The following is an 18274-nucleotide window of genomic DNA, read 5'->3' as shown; positions in this document are numbered from 1 at the left end:
GGTAGCGTCACCGGCGCTCGGCTCGCATTGATGTTCGGAGAAGGGCCGGCGGACCGTCGGTGACAAGATCAACGGGGTGCTCCACCCACCGGTGACCGGTGCCTCGTACAGCTCGACTCGGTAGCAGCCAAGGCCTCAACCAGGCCCTATGCGCAGGGGGAGACGTTTCGTGGAGCAAGCGGCAGCCGTGGACCCGATTCTGGATCTGGCCCGCCCGTCGATCCTGCGGAACCCCTACCCCTCGTACGCCCGGATGCGTGAGGCCTCTCCCGTCCTGTGGCACGAACTGCTCGGCTCCTGGGTCCTGACCCGGCACGCCGACTGCCTCGCCGTGCTCACCGACAGCAACCGTTTCGCCTCCGACTGGCGGCGCGCCGGGGAGGAGATCCCCGCCCCGCTGCTCAGCGTGCAGACCCTCGACCCGCCGGAGCACACCGCCATCAGGCACCTGCTGCTCGACGGATTCCGGGCACAGGACCGGCAGGCGCTCCACGACGACCTGGAGGGGCAGATCGCCGATCTGCTCGCGGAGTTGGCCCGCCGCCCCTCCTTCGATCTCGTCGGGGAGCTCGCCGAGCCGGTGGCGCTTCGCTTCGTGACCGCCTTCCTCGGCGTCGAGGCCCCCGGGCTCGACTGGTTCGTGCCCATGTCCCGTACCGTCGTCGACGGCATGGACGCCGGCCTCTGGCCCGAGAAGCACGAACCGGCCGTCGCGGCCCGCGCCCGGCTCGCGGAGTACGCGGGCTGGTGGCTCGCGGACCCGCCCAAGGAAGGCCTCATCGCGTACGTCGCCGAGCACGCGGCGGACAGCGGTGTAGCAGAAACGGTTCTGCGCAACAGTCTGCGCGCCGTCCTCCACGCCGGCTACGAATCCGCCTCCCGGCTCCTCGGCAACGCGGCGGCCGCACTCCTCACCACCCCCGGTGCGCTCGAAGCGTTCCCGGCGACCCCGGCCACGGCCGTGGACGAACTCATCCGGTACGACGCACCGGTCCAGGCGGACGCCCGGGTCTGCGTCACCGACACCGAACTGGGTGGCGTCACGATGAAGGCGGGTGATCCGGTCACGCTGTTCCTGGGCGCGGCCAACCACGACCCGCTCCGTTTCGCCCACCCCACAGAGCTGCGACTCGACCGCGCCCCGAACCCTCACCTCGGGTTCGGCCGCGGGGCCCATGCCTGTCTGGGCGCGTCCATGGCGATCCGGCTCACCGGATCGGTCCTCGGCGCCCTGGCCAGGGACTATCCGCAGGCACGGGCAGTCGCGGAACCAGAACACCGGCGCAACCTGACCCTCCGCGGTCTCGACCGCTTCGAGGTCACCCTGCGTCCAGACACGGGGGAGGAGGTACGACCATGAAGTACTGGCACTGAAACCAGTGAGCGTGCGGCCCGTCCATGAGGCGGGCACCACGCCGGTGCACGGCATCCGTGCACCTCGCCGGAGCCCGAGTCCGCTGCACGGCTCGGGCTCCGGCCCTTACGCGCCGCCGCGCGCCTGACGAGGCCCGGGGAACCGGTGGGCCGCCGGAACGGCGGGCCGATGGACAGTCGGGTCGACGCGTCAGGCCGGGCGATGGGTCACCGGACGAGGCCGGGCGCCATGCGCGCGTCGTCGACGAGCAGGCTCAGCGCCCCGTCCACGGGACACCGCAGGCCGACCGACAGACGGCGCATGCGGCCGTCCGGGCCGAGCGTGTACGCGGCGGCCACCTGGAACAGGTCGTGGCCGGCGGGACACCTGACCATTCCCGTGTCCGTCCCGGGGGCCGGAGCCGTCGGCGGCCGGAGTTCCCGGACCACCGGGTCCGCACCGCCGCCCCCGTTCTCGTCCTCGTCCGCCTCCTGTACGTCGAGCGGCAGGCAGCAGCCCTCGCAGAAGCACTCGTCCGACGTCACCTCGAACCGGTCCCCGTCGCAGTACCGGCAGACGAGCGGCCCGGTCACGATCCGCCGCTCGGCCCCGCCGGACTCGGCGCCCGGCTCGGCCCCGCCGAACCGCGTACCAGTCACAACTCCTCCGGCCTCGACCCCTCCGGCCTCGACCCCTCCGGCCTCGACTCCTCCGGCCTCGGCCCCTCCGGCCTCGGCCCCTCCGGCCTCGGCCCCGGCCGCGCCGAGCAACCGCAGCAGGCCGCCGCTCGCGGCCGACTCGTCGCCGACCGGCCCGTCACTCCATATACGGCTCTTCACGGCACTGATCCTTTCACTGCCGGAGCCGGCGGGCAGCGGTTGGGAGGTGTCGGCGGGCAGGACGAGCCCGCCCCTCGACCGGCTGTCCGTCGAACCCTGCGAAGGTGACGTCGAGGGTCTCGACCGTGGTGCGGGGTCACATGCGAACCTGGACCGGTTCACCCCGGCCCGGCCACCCTGGACGCGACACCCCGCCAGTTCATCTACGTGAACTGTGGCAGATGTGGTCGGACACCCCACGCCGTCGGGGTCACGAGAAGGGCTCCGGGCCGGTCGCCGTGACATCCTCGGACGAACCGCCCACAGCGTGTCCAGTCGTGGGCCTTCGTCGTCCTGCGCGGAGGGACCATGCTCATCAGCCACGTCGTACGTCACCATGTGCTGCACGTGACGCTCCACCGCGACCTGGACGTCACCAACCGGGCCGCCGTGGCCCTCCAGATCCAGGCCCTGGTCCAGACGCTCCGCCCGACCCGGGTGACCGTCGCCGTCCCGACCGCCGAGCCCACCCCTGCCACCGTCAGCGCCCTGGCCCGCGCCCACCGCATGTGCGCGAGCCTGGACATCCCGCTGACCCTGAGCGGTGCGAGCGCCCGCACCCGCAGACTCCTGGACGTCACGGCCGAGTAGGCGACCTCGCCGCCCGTGTCAGTCGTGTGCGTAGTGTCAGGGCCGCCGGCGCCGGGGCGCTGCCGAGGGGCGCCAGGCACGCAGCCGCAGGCTGTTGCCCACCACCAGGACCGAGCTCGCCGACATCGCGGCCGCCGCCACCATCGGGTTGAGCACGCCGACCATCGCCAGGGGCACGGTCACCACGTTGTAGCCGAAGGCCCAGACGAGGTTGACGCGGATCGTGGCCAGGGTGCGCCGCGCGAGCCGTACGGCGTCGGGCAGGGCCTCGATCCCCGTACGGACGAGAGTGACGTCCGCGGCGCCGATGGCGGCGTCGGTGCCACTGCCGAGACCGATGCCCAGGTCCGCGCCGGCGAGCGCGGCCGCGTCGTTCACGCCGTCGCCCACGACCGCGACCCGATGCCCCTGATCCCGCAGCGCGCGGACCAGCGCGGCCTTCTCCTCGGGGGTGCAGCGGGCGTGGACCTCCTGGATGCCCAGGCCGGCGGCCACGGCCAGGGCCGGAGCCTTCGCGTCCCCGGTGGCCAGGACGGGACGTACGCCGAGGCGGCGGAGGGCGTCCACGGCCCGGTAGGTCCCGGGTCGCACCACGTCCCCGATCTCGACGAGGGCCGCGGCCTCGCCGTCGACCCGCACGAGGACCGGCGTACGGGCGGTGGTCTCTGCCGCCGTCAGGGCGTCGGCGAGGACGGCCGGCAGGTCGCCCGTCGGCGCCCCGACTTCGACCAGCCTGCCGTCGACGACGCCCCGGGCCCCTCTGCCCGGCAGGGCGCGGAAGTCGACGACGTCGGGAAGGTCCGCGCCGGCGTGCGCCCGCGCGTGATCGACGAGCGCCCGGCCCAGCGGATGCTCCGAACCCCGCTCCACGGCCCCGGCGTACCGCACGACGGCCCCCTCGGCGAGGCCGCCGGAAGGGACGACGGTGAAGCGGGCGACGGTCGTCCGGCCGGAGGTCAGCGTGCCGGTCTTGTCGAGTACCACGGTGTCGACGTGCCGGAGCCCTTCCAAGGCCTCGGGGCCGCCGACCAGGATCCCGAGCTGGGCTCCCCGCCCCGTCGCGGCCGTGAGAGCCGCCGGCGTGGCCAGGCCCAGCGCGCACGGACACGCCACGACCAGGACGGCCACGCAGGCAGTGACCGCCGACTGCGCGTCCCGGCCGGTCCCGAGCCAGAAGCCGAGGGTGCCCGCGGCCAGGGCCAGGACGACGGGGACGAAGACGCCCGCCACCCGGTCGGCGAGGCGCTGCGCGCGGGCCTTCCCGGCCTGCGCCTCTTCCACCAGCCGGCCGATGCGGGCGAGCCGGGTGTCCGCACCGACCGCCGTGGCGCGTACGAGCAGCAGCCCGGCGACGTTGACCGAGCCTCCGACCACCTCGGAGCCCGGTTCGACCTCGACCGGCTCGCTCTCCCCGGTCACCAGGGACAGATCCACGGCCGAACCGCCCTCGACCACGACGCCGTCGGTGGCGACCCGCTCGCCCGGCCGCACGAGGAACGTCTGCCCTTCACGTAACCGCTCCAGAGGTACGAGGCGTTCGCCACCGTCCTCGCCCCGTACCGCCACGTCCTTGACGCTCAGCCCGGCGAGCGCGCGAAGGGCCGCCCCCGTACCCCGTCGGGCCCGGGCTTCGAGGAAGCGGCCCGCCCACACGAACAGCGGTACGCCGACGGTCGCTTCGAGATAGACGTGCGCCATACCGTCGGCGGCTGCCCCGGGGGCCAGGCTGAACGGCATCCGCATGCCGGGCTCTCCCGCGCCGCCGAGGAACAGCGCGTACGCCGACCAGCCGAACGACGCCAGCACGCCCAGCGACACCAGCGTGTCCATGGTCGACGTGGAGTGACGCAGGCCGCGCAACGCCCGGACGTGGAACGGCCACGCTCCCCACGCGGCCACCGGCGCGGCCAGCGCGAAGCACAGCCACTGCCAGTTGCGGAACTGCAGGGCGGGCGCCATGGACAGGACGAGCACCGGCAGAGCGAGAGCCGCCGTGATCACGAGCCGGGCGCGCTCCGCCTCCTCCCCGTCGCGGACCGGGGCGGGGGCGGACCCCCGGTCGGCGGGAGGCTCCGGAAGCGCCGCCGTGTAGCCGGCCTTCTCGACCGTGGCCAGCAGTTCCTCGACGGGCAGCCCAGCGGGGTGACACACCCGCGCCCGTCCGGTCGCCAGATTGACCGAGGCGGTGACTCCCACCAGGCGGGAGAGCTTCTTCTCGACCCGGTTGACGCACGCGGCGCACGTCATCCCGCCGACGACGAGGTCCGTCGTGACCGCGTCGGCGGTCCCTGTGCCTGCCTGAGCGGCGGCCGGTCCGCGTGTCATGAGTGACCCCCGTGGTGCGGGTGCTCCGTGGTGGCGGAGGTCGGGCCCGTCGTCACCGGCGGGTCCGGCATCGGGCCGACCGGCCCCACCACCGAACCCAGCGCGTACGACCCCGTGAAGACCAGGGCGAGGAGCAGGAGGAAGCCCCCCAGAACGACGGGAGGAGAACCTGACCGCCCCGTGCCTGCCGCAGGGGACGAGGGTGCGCGTGACTTCTCCATCGGTCGCCTCTCCAAAGCGCGTCGTACGGCACCGGAGGGATCGGGCCGTGTTTCCGGAGGAGTCGGACAGCCTGGCGGTCCGGTTCCCGCGAGAGGGGACGCGTACGGGGATGCGGGGAGGGGCGGGGATGCGGGGAGGGGGCGGGGGCCCGGGTCGCGGCGATCCCGCGACGCGCCCCAGGCCCCCGCCCCCACCCTCGTCGCCTACCCGAGGCGAGCGGACAGGCAGGCGGACAGGCGAACGGTCGGGCCCGACGGTCAGGCCGACGGCCAGGCGAACGGTCAGGCGAGCGCGGGCGCCCGAGTGAACCGTCTGCGTGCCGGAACGTCGCCGCCCGGGCCGAGCACCGGCGACGGCACCGGTTCCTCGGCGCCGCGCACCAGGGCGACCAGGGAGATCCGGGCGCGGGCGACCCGCGAGCGGACCGTGCCGACGGGACAGCCGATGGCTTCGGCGGCCTCCGCGTAGGGCAGGCCGAGGAGTTGGGTGAGGACGAAGGCGTCCCTCCGCTCGGTCGGGATGGCGGCCAGGAGCTCGGCGAGCGCGACGCCGTCCTCGAAACCGGGAAGCCCCCGGGGCTGGGTGTGTTCGGCCTCCGCCTGCCAGTCGTCGCGGTCGGAAAGCCGGGGGCGGGCGGCCGCGTGCCGCAGGCTGTCGACCACCGTCCGACGGGCTATCGACAGCAGCCACGTGCGGGCCGATGAGCGCCCCTGGAAGCGGGGCAGTGCGGCGAGCGCGCGGAGGAACACCTCCTGGGTGAGGTCGTCGGCGGCCTGGCGGTCGGCACTGAGATAGGTCACGTAGCGCCGGACGTCGCGGTGCAGGGCGCGTACGAAGAGGTCGGCCTTGGCCGGGTCGCCGTCCCGGGCGGCCAGAGCGAGCCGGGTCGTCGCCGCGTCCGTGTCGGCGTCCGGTGCGTGCGCCGAGCGGGAGGTGCTCGTCGGGCGCTGAAGGAGGGTGTCGTGGGCAGGGGTCATCGCCACAAGTCCTTACGAGGCAAAGGGAATCCGGCCGGCGCGCGGATGAGGTCGGCGCCGTTGCCGGTGACTGGTACGGCCGGCCGCGACCGGGTGGAAGCGGCATGGCCGATGCCCGAGCGACGGAACGGAGCCGTCGAGCTCGGGGAGCCGGCTGTCAGAGGACAGCGAGTGCCTGGGGAGGACCGCGGGAGATGAGCGAATGGGCGAGGAGGAGCCGGCGTGGAGTCCGCGCGTCACCGGCTCGCACCGGCCGGAACCGGGGCCGGTTCCGTACGACGAGGGCGAAGGACGCGAGCAGCGGACGCAGCGGGCGGAAGACCCGCAGGGACGCGGCGAGCAGCAGGCGGAACGCCGCCTGCTCGCCGAACGCCATCCACAGGCCGCTCAGGAGCGCGGCCAGGAGGTGGGCCGACAACATCCCTAAGGACGACGACACATCCGTCATGTCGTGCCCGGCCTGAGCCTCGGACAGCATGCCGACGGACGCGGTCACGTCTCCGTGACCCATGGCCGCGTGCGCCATGTGCGCGTGCGCCGCGTGCACGTCGCTCATCGACATGGACGTCGGCACGGACGTCCACATGGACGTGGACATGGGCGTCGGCACGGACGTCGGCATGGACGTCGGCATGGGCGTGGCCGTCAGTGCGGTCGTCGTCGGCATGGCCGTCGTCTGGGACCACGAGAAGGCCGTGTGGAGCGCGCTCTGCACGGCCACGCTCGCCGCGGTGACGGCCAGGACGCCGCGCTCGCGACCCGCGAGGACCCAGGTGGCCGCCACGGTGGCGGTGAAGGCGAGGGAGAGAGTCCAGGCGGGCACGCCCTGGCCCGACATGAGGATGTGGCCGGTGGCAGCGAGCAGCACGCAGACGGCCGCGAACATCGCGGCCCGCCCTCCTCGCGAACATCGGCCTGGTGTCATGGCGCGCCCATCCTTGCACCCTCCCGGAGGAATGAGAGCGGGAACGGCCGTCCCTCGGCCGCCCCCACGACCTGTCGGGACATGAGTACGCGACTGTGACGGGTCCCACAAGAGCGCCGCGGGAACTTCCGGCACGGTCGCCACGACTCCTCGAAGGCGACGGCGTTCGGCCCGGTCGCCGAACGGGGGAGGGGTACGCGGTGACGAGCGCGGGTACGGCGGCGGAGGCACCTGCCGATACCGGAGAGGGGCCGGCCCGCGGGCTGACCGCGCTCCTCACGACGGCGATGGCCTTCTCGATGATGCAGCTGTTCCTGCTCGGTGCGCTGGGTCCGCGTCTCGTCGACCGACTCGGCGTCACGGAGACCGTGTTGGGGCTGACCACCACGGTGGGCTTCGGCACGGCGGCCGTCCTCTCTCCCGTCGGAGGCCGGCTCGTCGACCGGGTCGGCCCCCGCCGGGCCCTCGTTGCCCTGCTCGCCCTCTCGGCACTCGCGTTGGGGCTGATCGGCTCCGTGCCCGGCCCCGGCCTGCTGCTCGTGGCCGTCGCGCTCGGCGGACTGCCCCAGGCGCTCGCCAACCCGGCGACGAACAAGGCGATCCTGGCGTCCGTACCGGCGCCGAGGCGGGGCGCGGTCACCGGCACCAAGCAGTCCGGCGTCCAACTGGGGGCCTTCGTCGCCGGGTTGCCGCTCGCGGCGGCCGCCGGCGCGATCGGCTGGCGGGGTGCCGTATGGGCGGCCGCCGGTGCCGCGCTGGGCGCGGCCCTGTGGGCCTGGCGGGCCTTGCCGGTCGACGTGTCACCGCCGCCGAAGGGAGCCGCCGGTGGTCCGGCACCGTCCCGTCGAGGTGGCCCCGTGCCCTGGCTTGCCGCCTTCTCGCTCTTCCTCGGCGCGGGCATCGCCTCCGTCAACACCTACCTGGCCCTCTTCGGGGCCCAACGCCTCGGCATGGGGCCGACGATGGCGGGCGCGCTGGTCGCCGTCCTCGGCGTCGCCGGCATCGGCGGCCGGGTCGGCTGGTCCCGGGCCGCCACGCCCGGCCGGGCTCCGTGGCTGCCGGCCCTGCTCGCGGGTGGGGCGGTGGGAGCGGCCGCGCTCCTGACCGCCGCCGTCCACGTCGACCTGCTGGTGTGGGCGGCGGCCGTGGCGGTCGGCGTGTTCGCCGTGTCCGGCAACGCGGTCTCGATGGTCCTGGTCATGCAGCGCTCCGCGCCCGGCCGGGCCGGACAGGACTCGGCCCTGGTCGCCGCCGGCTTCTTCGCCGGGTTCGCGGTGGGCCCGCCGCTGTTCGGACTCCTCGCGGAGCGCGGGCGGTACGGGGAGGGCTGGACGCTGGTCGCCGTGGAGTTCGCCGTCGCGGGGGCGGTCGCGCTCGCCTGGGCGGTACGTGACCGCCGCACGCGCGCGGACGGTTCGCGGTGACGGCCGCGGGATCGCCGCACGCGCGCGGGTGGTTCGCCGTGACGGCCGCGGGGCCGCCGTACCCGCGCGAACGGTTCGCGGTGCGGGCCCCGGATCGCCGTACCCGCCCGACCGGTTCGCGGTGACCGTCACGGACTGGGCCGAGGAGGCCCTCGGCCTCCTCCTGCGGCGGGTGGGGGAGACCGCGGAACAGGTCGGTGACCGCTTTCCCCTGTACGCCGATCCGGCCGACGGCCGGTGGACGACCACAGGACGCGGATCGTGGACGGGCGGCTTCTGGGCGGGTCTGCTGTGGCTCAGGGCGGCCCGCACCGGGGGCGACGAGGACCGCGCGGCCGCCGCCGCCGTCACCAGCCGGCTCGCCCCCTGGGGCGAGGCGGACACCGCGGCCCGGGGCCTCATCCTCTGGTACGGCACCGCCCTGGCCACCAGGGACGCGACGGCGCAGGCCCTTCGGCAGCGGGCGGCGAAGGCCGCCGTCGGCGCCTTCGACCCGGAACTCGGCCTCGTCCCCTGGGGCTCGGCCCTCGGCGGCGAGCGGCTGCGGGCTCGTACGGACGGTGTCCCCGGTCTCGTACCGCTGCTGGCCTCGGCCGGACCCGAGGGGCGGGAAGCGGCCGCCCGGCACCTCCACCGCCATCTGGACCTGTGCCTGCCCCGCGACGGCGCGGAGCGGCCCGCCCCGGCATGGCGCCTGGACCGGACGCACGGCTGGCTGGCCGAAGCCGATCCCGCACCCGGCTGGACCCGGGGCGAGGCGTGGCTCCTCCTGGCCGTCGCGGACGCCCTGCTGCTCGCGGACACCTCCTCCTGGCGCGCGGCCCGGCTGACCGGGGCGGCCGAACTCCTCCTCGCCGACTGCGCGATGCTCGGCGGCCCGCTGGTCCCGCCGACGGACGCCCGTCATCCGGACGGCCCGCTCGACACCTCCGCCGCCGCCGTCGCCGCGGTCGCCCTCCTGAAGCTGGCGCTCGTGCCCGGAGCCGTGTGGGCGACGGCGTGCGCGGCCCGGGCGCAGGCCGTCCTGCTCCGGCTCACGCAGGACCACCTCACCCGGCCGGGCGGGACCCGGCCCGCCGGGATGCTCCTCGACGGCTGCTACGACGCGCCCAGCGGCACGGCCGTCCGCCACGAACTCGTCTGGGGCGACTTCTTCCTGGCCCTCGGACTCGCGGCACTCCTCGGCCGGGCCGACCTCAGGCGGGTGTGACGGCGGAGTCCCGACGGCTCCGCAGGACGCGCCGGGCGACGGAGGAGACGTGCTGCTCGTCCGGCCCGTCGAGGATCCGGGCCGTCCGCCCCGTACGGAACAGCGCGGGCAGGGGAGTGTCCGGGCCGAGCCCGGCCGCGCCGAACACCTGGACGGCCCGGTCCGCGACGTCCTGGAGGGTGCGGGCCGCCGCCGTCTTCGCCAGGCCGACCTCCACCTGGGCATCGCGTCCGTCCGCGACCAGCGCCATCGCCTCGTACACGAGCGGGCGGGCCGTCCGCAGAGCCAACAGGGCTTCGAAGACGTGCTGTTGGACGAGCTGGCGGTCCGCGAGCGGGCCCCGGCCGCCCCGGCGCTCCGTGGCGCGGTCGCAGAGCAGGTCGAAGGCCCGCTGGGCCTGGCCGAGCCACCGCAACGCCCTGAGCGTGCGCCCCAGTTGGAGACGCTCGCCCGCGACCGCCAAGGCCTGCCCGAGGTCGCCGACGAGATGGTCCTCGGCGACCTCGACACCGTCGAACTCGATCTCGTACTGGCCGGTCGCGCCCAGGATCGGCAGTTCGCGCACGACCCGGAAGCCGGGCGAGTCGGTCGGCACGAGGAGGAGGGAGAGTCCGGCGCGGTCCCCCGCCGATCCGCTCGTGCGGGCGAGCACGGTCACCAGGTCCGCGTGCCCCGCGTTCGACACGAACCACTTCCGGCCGGTCACGCGCCGGCCGCCGCCCGGCAGCCGCTCCGCCCGGGTCGCCGTCAGCGCCGGCTCCGTCCCGGGCGTGTCCGGCTCGGTCATCGCGTAACAGGTGCGGAGCCCGCCGGAGACCAGGCCCGGGAGGTACGCCGAGCGCACCCGGGCCGAACCGTGCCTGGCCAGCATGGTCACGTCGAGGAGTGAGGCCGACCCGAGCGCCGCGGGGCCGTGGTCGCTGGCGCCCTCCGCCTCGGCGATGGTCGCGTACGCGCCCAGGGAGATTCCGCCGCCGCCCAGTTCGGCCGGCAGGGGCAGCGCCCACAGGCCGGCCTTCCGGGCGTCCTCGCGCAACCGCTCGCGCACGTCCGCGGCGGGCGGCCCGCCGGCGTCGAGCACCTGCTCCACGGGGAACACGCGGTCACGGACGAACGCGAAGACCCGCTTCCGCAGCAGATCCACATCCGGTACGTCATGATCCGTCACTGTTTCCTCCGTCTCGGGAACTCGGCAGAACACGCGTCCGACTGCCTGCCCGTGGAAGAGGTCGGGCCCACCGCCCCCCGAGTTCCCGTGACCGTGACAGTCCCCGCGCGACGGCCATCACCGCCGCGCCAGGAGAGGAGAGGCATGGCGTCATCGCCGACCGCGCACACCGCGGTCCGCCGCCCGCTCGACACAGCCCGTCCGCTCGACGCACTGCGGTGCGACATCGGCGGCCCCGAGCCCCTGACCCGGGTCGTCTCCGACCACCTGCGGCGACTCGGGGCGACGGTGAGGGACGGCGGGCCGGGGGACATCGCCCTGGGCGGCGGGGAGTTCGCGCCCGCCCTGGCCCGTACCGCCTGGGGGACCACCGGCTCCGGGATCGAGGACGAGGCCACCGCCCAGGCCGTCACCGGTGTCATGGCCGTCCACGGCCGCCGCCACGGGGCCCCGCGCGGCCTCGCCGTCGACTACCTGGCCACCGCCACCGGGGTGCTCACCGTCCAGGGCCTGCTCGCGGGGCTCGTCGGCCAGGCCCGGGGCGGGCCACCGGCCCGCGTGCGGACGACCACGGCCGACAGGGCCGGGCTGCTCACCGTCTCCCAGTACCTCGCGGCAGCCGGTGCCGACGAACCGGAAGCCGTCGAACCCGCGCCGGGAGGACCGCCGTTCCTCTCCGCCGACGGCGTCCTGTTCGAACTGGAGACGCTCGACCCGGGAGCCTGGGCGGCGTTCTGGCGCGCCCTGGAGGCTCCCGCCGACGCGATACGGGCGGGCTGGCGGCCCTTCCAGTTCCGGTACGCCACGGCCTGCGCGCCCTTCCCCGTCGACCTGCACGAGGTGGCCCGTCGGCACCCGTGGGCACGGATCCGGCAGGCCGCCGCGCGGTCCGAGGCGGAGGTGTGCCGACTGCGTACGCTCGCCGAGCGCGCCGCCGAGGACGACGGCGCCGACCCCTGGTCCGTGCGCGCGCTCGGCCCGGACCGCGCGGCGAGCGCCGCCGGCCGGTCCGCCCCCGCCCCCACCGAGGACCTGCCGCTGGCCGGCCTGACCGTCCTTGAGGCGGGCCGCCGCATCCAGGCACCGCTCGCCGCCCACCTCCTCGGCCTGCTCGGTGCCCGGGTGATCCGGATCGAGCCCCCGGGCGGTGACCCGCTCCGGGGCATGCCGCCGGCCTGTGACGGGATCTCCGCCCGCTGGCTCGCGCTCAACCGCGGCAAGGAGGCCGTCGAGATCGACATCAAGGCACCCCGGGACCGGACGCGACTGCGTGAACTCGTCGCCGAGGCCGACGTGTTCCTGCACAACTGGGCCCCGGGCAAGGCGGCGGAGCTTCGGCTCGACGCCGAGCACCTCGCCCCCGTGAACCCGTCCCTCGTGTACGCGTACACCGGCGGCTGGGCCGACCGGATCGACGACGCCCCCATGGGCACCGACTTCATGGTGCAGGCCCGGACGGGCGCGGGGGAGGCCGCCCATCCGGCCGGCGAACCGCCCGTGCCCTCCCTCATGACGCTCCTCGACGTCCTCGGCGGCCTGCACGGCACCGAGGCCGTCCTCGCGGGCCTGCTCCTGCGCGAGCGCACGGGCCACGGGGTCCGGGTCGAATCCTCACTGCTCGGCGCGGCCGACACCCTCCTCGCCCCCGCCCTGCGACGGGCCGCCACCGGCGCCGACCCCCGCCGGCCCGCCGGGTTCCGGCACCCGCTCAGGACCTCCGACGGCTGGATCGCGCCGAGCGACGGCAGCGCGGCCGCCGCCACGGCGTACGACGTCACGGGCATGTGCACCGAGGACGCGCTCGACCAGCTGCGCGGCCACGGCCTGACCGCCACGGCCGTCACCACCGACCTGTCCGCCCTTCACCACGACCCGCGCCTGTCCGGCCCGATCGGCCGGGACGCGCACGGAGCCCCCGCCGTTCCCGACCCCTGGAGCCTCGCGTGACCGTCACCCTGACCGACCTGCTCCCCGCCGACCTCCGCCGCTCCTGGGCGGTCGACGGCATCTGCCCCGACCTCGACGTCTACAGCCTCTACCGGGCCAGACAGATCGCCGATCTGCACCGCACCGCCGTGATCGACGCCAAGGGCAAGCTCTGTTACACGGCCCTCGACCGCAAGGTCCGATCCCTCGCCGAGGGACTCCGAGGGCTCGGTGTCGGCGCCGGTGACGTCGTGGGCGTCCAACTGCCCAACCACCGCAACGCCGTCATCGCGGACCTGGCACTCGCCGCTCTGGGCGCGATCGCCCTTCCCTTCCCGGTCGGGCGCGGCGCGGTGGAGGCCGAATGCCTGCTGCGCCGCGCGGAGGCCGTCGCGGTCATCGCCGCCGTGGAACACCGGGGACAGACCCACGCCGCCGACCTCCAGAGCCTCGCTCCGGCCCTGCCTGCCCTGCGGCACGTCATCGCCGCCGGCCGCGGCCCCGCGCCCGACGGAACGATTCCGCTGTCCCAGCTGCTGCGGACCGACCCCGCCCGCTTCGTCCCGGCCCGCCCCGACCCCGACAGCGCTGCCCGCATCCTCGTCTCGTCCGGCTCCGAGACGGAGCCGAAGATGGTGGCGTACTCGCACAACGCCCTGGCCGGAGGCCGCGGGAACTTCCTCGCCTCCCTCATGCCCGACGACACCCCGCCCCGCTGCCTCTTCCTGGTTCCCCTGGCCTCGGCCTTCGGCTCCAACGGCACGGCCGTCGCCCTCGCCCGCCACGGCGGCACCCTCGTCCTGCTCGACCACTTCACCCCCGAGGCCGCCCTCGCCGCCGTACGGGACCACCGGCCCACCCACATCCTCGGCGTGCCCACCATGATCCGCATGATGCTGGAGGCCCTGGAGCGGACGGACGAACCCCTGCCCGCCCCGACCGCGCTCGTCCTCGGCGGAGCGCCCCTCGACGAAGCGACCGCCGAGGCCGCGGCCGACGCCTTCGGCTGCCCCGTCGTCAACCTGTACGGATCGGCCGACGGCGTTAACTGCCACACCGGGCTCCAGAACGCCGTGCCGCCCACCGACCGCTCCGGTGTCGTCGCCGGCCGCCCCGACCCCCGGGTCGCCGAGATCCGCATCACCGACCCCGACACCCACGAGCCGCTGCCCGAAGGGCGGATCGGCGAGATCGTCGCCCGCGGCCCCATGACCCCGCTCTGCTACGTGGGCTCACCCGAGCTCGACGCCCGCTACCGCACACCCGAGGGCTGGGTCAGGACCGGAGACCTCGGGTTCCTCGACGCCGACGGCGTCCTGCACGTCGCCGGCCGCCTCAAGGACGTGGTGATACGCGGCGGCGCCAACATCAGCCCCGCCGAGGTCGAGCGCGAACTCGTCTCCCACCCGCAGGTCCGGGACGCGGTCTGCGTCGGCGTGCCCGACCCGCTGATGGGCGAGCGGCTCGCCGCCTGCCTGGTCGCCAAGGGTCCGGCGGCCCCGTCCCTCGCCGACCTCGGGACGTTCCTGACCGCACGCGGAGTCGACCGGCACAAGCACCCCGAGCACCTCCTGGTGCTGCCCGAACTGCCGCTCACCGCCGCGGGAAAGCCCGACCGTGCCGCGCTGCGGACCCGGATCGCGGAGGACCGGACGTCCGTTCTCGTCGAGGCGTGACGGCACGGGCCTGACGACACGGGCGTGTCCGGCGGATCGAGCGCGATGACAAGGGCGTGTCCGGCGGATCGGGCGTGCCCCCGGCGGTGATCCGCCGGACGAACCGAAGGGGGAGGGCCGCACCACGGCCCTCCCCCTTCGCTCCGCGCCCCGCCGTGCGGTCGGTGCGGTCAGGAACCGCTCATGGCCTTCTTCCACTCGGCAGCCGCGGCGCGGTAGACCGCCAGCAGATCCAGGTCCGTGCCGGGGTAGTTCACCACCGTGACCTGCTTCGCGCCCGAGTCCGGCAGCACGGTGCCGGTCGACATGTGCGCGTTGTCGAGGACGAAGGCGGGCTTCTTCGCCGAGAGCGAGGCCAACTGCGCGGGGGTCACCGGCTCCGGGCCGTACGTGCCCACCGGCGTGGCACCCGCGAGGCCGGCCGCCCAGGCCGTGAAGACCTGGGAGACGACCGTCGGGCTCTTGCCGTCCGGCCAGGCGGCCCTGAGCTCGCCGTTCAGCTTCGTGACCTCTTCGTCGAGACGGGCCTTCCACCGCGAGGCGGTGTCCTTCGTGCCGAACAGGGCGCCGAGGCGCTCGACTTCGGCCCCGGCCTTGGCCGGGTCGTTGTCGAGGTTCACCTCGACGAGCTTCGCCTTCGAACCGGCCGCCTCCTTGATCTTCGCCGCGTACGGCTCGAACGGCGCGTACAGCACGAAGTCCGCCTTCGCGACGGCCGCCAGGTCGGACGGCTTCGGGTCGTAGTCCGGGGCGTGGTGCACGGACTGCGGCACGATCACCGTGACGTCCTCGGCCCCGGCGGCCTTGGCGAAGGCGCCTTCCCAGGTGGTCGTCACGACGACCACCGGCTTGTCACCCGCCCCCGTGGCGTCGGTGCCGGAGGCCGGCTTGTCCTCCCCGCACCCCGCGAGCAGGGGCAGTGCCGCACTCAGTGCGACGAGGGGAGCGAAACGGGCGGTACGGACGCGGGTGCGCGCCATGAGCTGTTTCTCCGTTCGGGGATGAGATGCGCGGCGAGGACGACAACCCCCGCCGTCAGGACGAGGACCGGGCCGGGAGGCCAGTCCAGCCACAGGGCCAACAGGAAGCCCGTGACGTTGACCGCGACGCCGATGCCGACCGCCCAGAGCGTGATCGACCCCAGCGAGCGGCCGAGACGGCGGGCCGCCAGCGCGGGCAGCAGGGTCAGCGCGTCGACCAGGAGCGCCCCGGTCAGCTTGATCGCGCCGGCCACCGCGACCGCGACCAGGACGAGAAGAGCCGTGGTGAGGAAGTGGACCGGCACCCCCGAGCACTGGGCGAGCTCGCGGTCGTACAGCAGCAGTGCCACCTCTCGGCGACGCCACCAGAACAGTCCGGGTACGACCACGGCCAGCACGCCGAGGACCACGAGGTCCGCGGTGCCGACCGAGAGGATCGACCCCCACAGCAGGGCGAAGGCCCCCGACGCGTTGACGCCGGAGACGGCGAGGACGAGCAGCGCGGCGGCGATGGCGAGGCTCATCAGCAGACCCATCGCCCCCGAGAGCCCCGCCGGCGTCCGGGCCAGCGGCGCGACACCCGCTCCCGACAACGCGCAGGCCACCAGGGCGCACACCATCGGGTCGATCCCGGTCAGCAGCCCGACCGCGATGCCGAGCAGCGCCACGTGCATCATCGCGAACCGCACCGGCATGATGTCGAGGCCCACGATGACGACGCCGATCACCGGCAGGCCGACGGCCGCGAGGAGCAGCGCCACCCCCGCCCGCTGGACCGGCACGAGCTGGAGCATGGCGCCGAGATCGGCCGCCGCGAGCGCGCTCACCGCACCTCCCGCAGCCGGCCGGCGGCCATCTCCAGGACCCGGTCGCACCGGTCCGCCAGCGCCCGGTCGTGGGTGACGACCACGAGCGTGACGGGCAGCGCGGTCAGTACGTCGGCCGCCTCGTCCTGCCCCTCGAAGTCGAGGGCGGCGGTCGGCTCGTCCGCGAGCAGCACCTGGGCGCCCGCCGCGACACAGCCGATCGCCCGCGCCAGGTACATGCGCTGCAACTGCCCACCGGACAAGGTGCCCACGGGACGCGAGGCCAGGGCGCCGACCCCGAGCCGCCCGGCCGCCAGCACCGCTTCGCCGGGCGCCCCGCTGCTCGCGAGCAGCTCGTCGCCCCGCAGCGGGAAGCGGCCGGCAGCGGGCTTCTGGGGGATCCAGGCGCACGACCGGCGCCGCCACGCCCACTCGGCGGCGGAGCGCGCGACGCGCCCACCGACCTCGATGGAGCCGCTGGTCTGCCGGTGCATCCCGAGGACCGCGCGCAGCAGCGTCGTCTTCCCGGACCCGTTCGTCCCCGTCAGGGCGACCCGCTCGCCGGCGGCGATCTCCAGATCCACGCCCACCACGGCCTCGGCACGGCCGTGCCGGCAGGCGACCCCGCGCATGCGTATGTCCAGTCCGCCCATCCCGTGCCTCTCGCCGCTTCCGTGCCGGTGCGGTGGAGGAGTCGTACGGCGGAGGCGCCGAGTTCCCGGCCCGACGAGGGAACCGCGGAGGAGCGCGACCGACCTCCCCCCTCGTCCCTTCCGAGGCAGGAGCCCCCGGACTGTTACACGTCCGGACGGTCAGGTCAGATCCAGCCGCGGCGTGCCGCGACGACGCCGGCCTGGAAGCGGTTCACCGCGCCCAGAAGTTCGTGGAGGCGGCTCATGCGCCGGCGCATGGTGCGGACCGACCAGCCGAGCTGGCGGGCTATGGCCTCGTCCTTGAGGCCACTGACCAGCAGGGTGAGCACCAGACGATCCTCCTCGCCGAGCGGGTCCTCGGCGGGGGCTTCGAGCGGCAGGGCCTGTTTCCAGCACAGTTCCCAGTAGTCGGTGAGGGCGTCCAGCAGCGTGGAGGGGCGGATGACCGCAGCGCGCACGCCGTCGAGGTCCAGGGAGAGCGGCATCAGCGCCAACCGGCGGTCCGCGATGGCCAGTTTGATCCGCAGGCCCGGCATCACCCGGGCCTGCTCGCCACGGCGTACGAGTCCGCGGATGTCATCGAGCACCCCCGGCCACTCCAGCGCTTCGGGGGCGTAGACCGCGCGGTAGCGCACGCCGCGCCCCAGCGCCGTGCTCTCCACCGGGTTGGAGGTGGTCAGTGCGTACGGCGGCCGGTCCAGCGTCATGACGTCCTCGCGCGCCTCCTGCTGGAGGCGGACGAACCAGCGGCCGAGCGCCTCGCGGCCGGTGGTGATCTCCACCTCGTCCTCCCCGGCGGTGCCGGCCTGGGCGGCCGCGAAGAGGCGGGACAGCTCGCCCGCCGCCGAACGGACCCGGTCCAACTCCGCTGCTCTGTGCCGTAGCAGGGACTCGACCGCGGCTCCCGGCTCGATCGCCGCGTACCGGCGGCGGCCCCCCGCGAGCCGCCCGACCAGGCCGTGGTCGTGCAGCCGGTCCAGCGCCCTGGCGGCGCGGAGGGGGGAGCAGCCGAGGTCGGCGGCGAGCTCGGCAGGGGCCGCCGTACGCCGGGTCAACACGGCCCGGTAGACGCTCTCGTCGAACGGATCGATGCCTGCCGCGGTGAAGTCGTTCGTCATATCCGGATCCTGGCCCACTTGTGCCAGGTGCAGCAATGGGC

The 18274-nt window shown here is 74.8% G+C and carries 15 protein-coding genes; 6 read left to right on the top strand and 9 right to left on the bottom strand.

Features of this window, described 5'->3' with window-relative positions:
• Positions 1 to 187: 187 nt before the first annotated feature.
• Positions 188 to 1360, top strand: coding sequence for a cytochrome P450 (locus ACIP84_RS05225; protein ID WP_401794673.1), 1173 nt, complete (start codon positions 188 to 190; stop codon positions 1358 to 1360).
• Positions 1361 to 1581: 221 nt separating this feature from the next.
• Here ACIP84_RS05225 and ACIP84_RS05220 read toward each other — a convergent pair whose 3' ends face one another.
• Positions 1582 to 2193, bottom strand: coding sequence for a hypothetical protein (locus ACIP84_RS05220; protein WP_401794670.1), 612 nt, complete (start codon positions 2191 to 2193; stop codon positions 1582 to 1584).
• A 348-nt stretch (positions 2194 to 2541) separates the two neighbouring features.
• Between ACIP84_RS05220 and ACIP84_RS05215 the strand changes: the two genes are divergently transcribed.
• The gene (locus tag ACIP84_RS05215; RefSeq protein WP_401794667.1) at positions 2542 to 2823 is read left to right on the top strand and encodes a hypothetical protein; all 282 of its coding nucleotides are present in this window, start codon (positions 2542 to 2544) and stop codon (positions 2821 to 2823) included.
• A 36-nt stretch (positions 2824 to 2859) separates the two neighbouring features.
• Here the strand turns inward: ACIP84_RS05215 and ACIP84_RS05210 are convergent, their stop codons facing one another.
• The 3 genes from ACIP84_RS05210 to ACIP84_RS05200 form a co-directional block, all read right to left on the bottom strand.
• Positions 2860 to 5148, bottom strand: a complete 2289-nt coding sequence (locus ACIP84_RS05210; protein WP_401794664.1) for a heavy metal translocating P-type ATPase — start codon at positions 5146 to 5148, stop codon at positions 2860 to 2862.
• A 503-nt stretch (positions 5149 to 5651) separates the two neighbouring features.
• Positions 5652 to 6347, bottom strand: coding sequence for a sigma-70 family RNA polymerase sigma factor (locus ACIP84_RS05205; RefSeq protein WP_401794661.1), 696 nt, complete (start codon positions 6345 to 6347; stop codon positions 5652 to 5654).
• Between the two features lie 157 nt (positions 6348 to 6504).
• Positions 6505 to 7233, bottom strand: coding sequence for a hypothetical protein (locus ACIP84_RS05200; RefSeq protein ID WP_401794658.1), 729 nt, complete (start codon positions 7231 to 7233; stop codon positions 6505 to 6507).
• A gap of 239 nt (positions 7234 to 7472) precedes the next feature.
• Here ACIP84_RS05200 and ACIP84_RS05195 point away from each other — a divergent pair, with 239 nt between their 5' ends.
• Together ACIP84_RS05195 and ACIP84_RS05190 are read left to right on the top strand one after the other, a co-directional pair.
• The gene (locus tag ACIP84_RS05195; protein WP_401794655.1) at positions 7473 to 8696 is read left to right on the top strand and encodes an MFS transporter; all 1224 of its coding nucleotides are present in this window, start codon (positions 7473 to 7475) and stop codon (positions 8694 to 8696) included.
• Positions 8697 to 8817: 121 nt separating this feature from the next.
• Entirely contained in the window at positions 8818 to 9906 is a 1089-nt protein-coding gene (locus tag ACIP84_RS05190; protein ID WP_401794653.1) for a sugar ABC transporter permease, read from the top strand.
• On the opposite strand, the gene ACIP84_RS05185 is transcribed toward ACIP84_RS05190, so the two are convergent.
• Positions 9893 to 11074, bottom strand: a complete 1182-nt coding sequence (locus ACIP84_RS05185) for an acyl-CoA dehydrogenase family protein (RefSeq protein WP_401794650.1) — start codon at positions 11072 to 11074, stop codon at positions 9893 to 9895. The two genes, ACIP84_RS05190 and ACIP84_RS05185, sit on opposite strands and share 14 nt — an antisense overlap.
• A gap of 144 nt (positions 11075 to 11218) precedes the next feature.
• On the opposite strand from ACIP84_RS05185, the gene ACIP84_RS05180 reads away from it, so the two are divergent.
• Together ACIP84_RS05180 and ACIP84_RS05175 are read left to right on the top strand one after the other, a co-directional pair.
• The gene (locus tag ACIP84_RS05180) at positions 11219 to 13021 is read left to right on the top strand and encodes a CoA transferase (protein WP_401794647.1); all 1803 of its coding nucleotides are present in this window, start codon (positions 11219 to 11221) and stop codon (positions 13019 to 13021) included.
• Positions 13018 to 14676, top strand: a complete 1659-nt coding sequence (locus ACIP84_RS05175; RefSeq protein ID WP_401794644.1) for a class I adenylate-forming enzyme family protein — start codon at positions 13018 to 13020, stop codon at positions 14674 to 14676. Before ACIP84_RS05180 ends, ACIP84_RS05175 begins: the two co-directional genes overlap by 4 nt.
• Positions 14677 to 14846: 170 nt before the next feature.
• On the opposite strand, the gene ACIP84_RS05170 is transcribed toward ACIP84_RS05175, so the two are convergent.
• The 4 genes from ACIP84_RS05170 to ACIP84_RS05155 form a co-directional block, all read right to left on the bottom strand.
• Positions 14847 to 15656, bottom strand: a complete 810-nt coding sequence (locus ACIP84_RS05170) for a metal ABC transporter solute-binding protein, Zn/Mn family (RefSeq protein ID WP_401794641.1) — start codon at positions 15654 to 15656, stop codon at positions 14847 to 14849.
• On the bottom strand, positions 15605 to 16483 hold the full coding sequence (locus tag ACIP84_RS05165; protein WP_355965669.1) for a metal ABC transporter permease: 879 nt from the start codon (positions 16481 to 16483) through the stop codon (positions 15605 to 15607). The genes ACIP84_RS05170 and ACIP84_RS05165 overlap by 52 nt, the downstream gene beginning before the upstream one ends.
• A complete protein-coding gene (locus ACIP84_RS05160) occupies positions 16480 to 17115 on the bottom strand; it encodes an ATP-binding cassette domain-containing protein (RefSeq protein WP_355965671.1) in 636 nt (211 codons plus the stop codon). Before ACIP84_RS05160 ends, ACIP84_RS05165 begins: the two co-directional genes overlap by 4 nt.
• A gap of 164 nt (positions 17116 to 17279) precedes the next feature.
• Positions 17280 to 18233, bottom strand: coding sequence for a helix-turn-helix domain-containing protein (locus ACIP84_RS05155; RefSeq protein ID WP_401794637.1), 954 nt, complete (start codon positions 18231 to 18233; stop codon positions 17280 to 17282).
• Between the last annotated feature and the right edge of the window lie 41 nt (positions 18234 to 18274).

The organism is Streptomyces sp. NPDC088707, from assembly GCF_044752725.1.
Taxonomy (GTDB): Bacteria; Actinomycetota; Actinomycetes; order Streptomycetales; family Streptomycetaceae; genus Streptomyces.
The sequence above is the reverse complement of the archived record's forward strand: the minus strand, read 5'-3'. Positions and strand labels throughout refer to the sequence as shown.

What these genes read in the sequence shown, in the direction of transcription:
- ACIP84_RS05215 (WP_401794667.1), top strand. Translation starts at nt 2,542, where the DNA reads ATGCTCATCAGCCACGTCGTACGTCACCATGTGCTGCACGTGACGCTC.
- ACIP84_RS05210 (WP_401794664.1), bottom strand. Translation starts at nt 5,148, where the DNA reads ATGACACGCGGACCGGCCGCCGCTCAGGCAGGCACAGGGACCGCCGAC.
- ACIP84_RS05205 (WP_401794661.1), bottom strand. Translation starts at nt 6,347, where the DNA reads ATGACCCCTGCCCACGACACCCTCCTTCAGCGCCCGACGAGCACCTCC.
- ACIP84_RS05200 (WP_401794658.1), bottom strand. Translation starts at nt 7,233, where the DNA reads ATGTTCGCGGCCGTCTGCGTGCTGCTCGCTGCCACCGGCCACATCCTC.
- ACIP84_RS05180 (WP_401794647.1), top strand. Translation starts at nt 11,219, where the DNA reads ATGGCGTCATCGCCGACCGCGCACACCGCGGTCCGCCGCCCGCTCGAC.
- ACIP84_RS05170 (WP_401794641.1), bottom strand. Translation starts at nt 15,656, where the DNA reads ATGGCGCGCACCCGCGTCCGTACCGCCCGTTTCGCTCCCCTCGTCGCA.
- ACIP84_RS05160 (WP_355965671.1), bottom strand. Translation starts at nt 17,115, where the DNA reads ATGGGCGGACTGGACATACGCATGCGCGGGGTCGCCTGCCGGCACGGC.
- ACIP84_RS05155 (WP_401794637.1), bottom strand. Translation starts at nt 18,233, where the DNA reads ATGACGAACGACTTCACCGCGGCAGGCATCGATCCGTTCGACGAGAGC.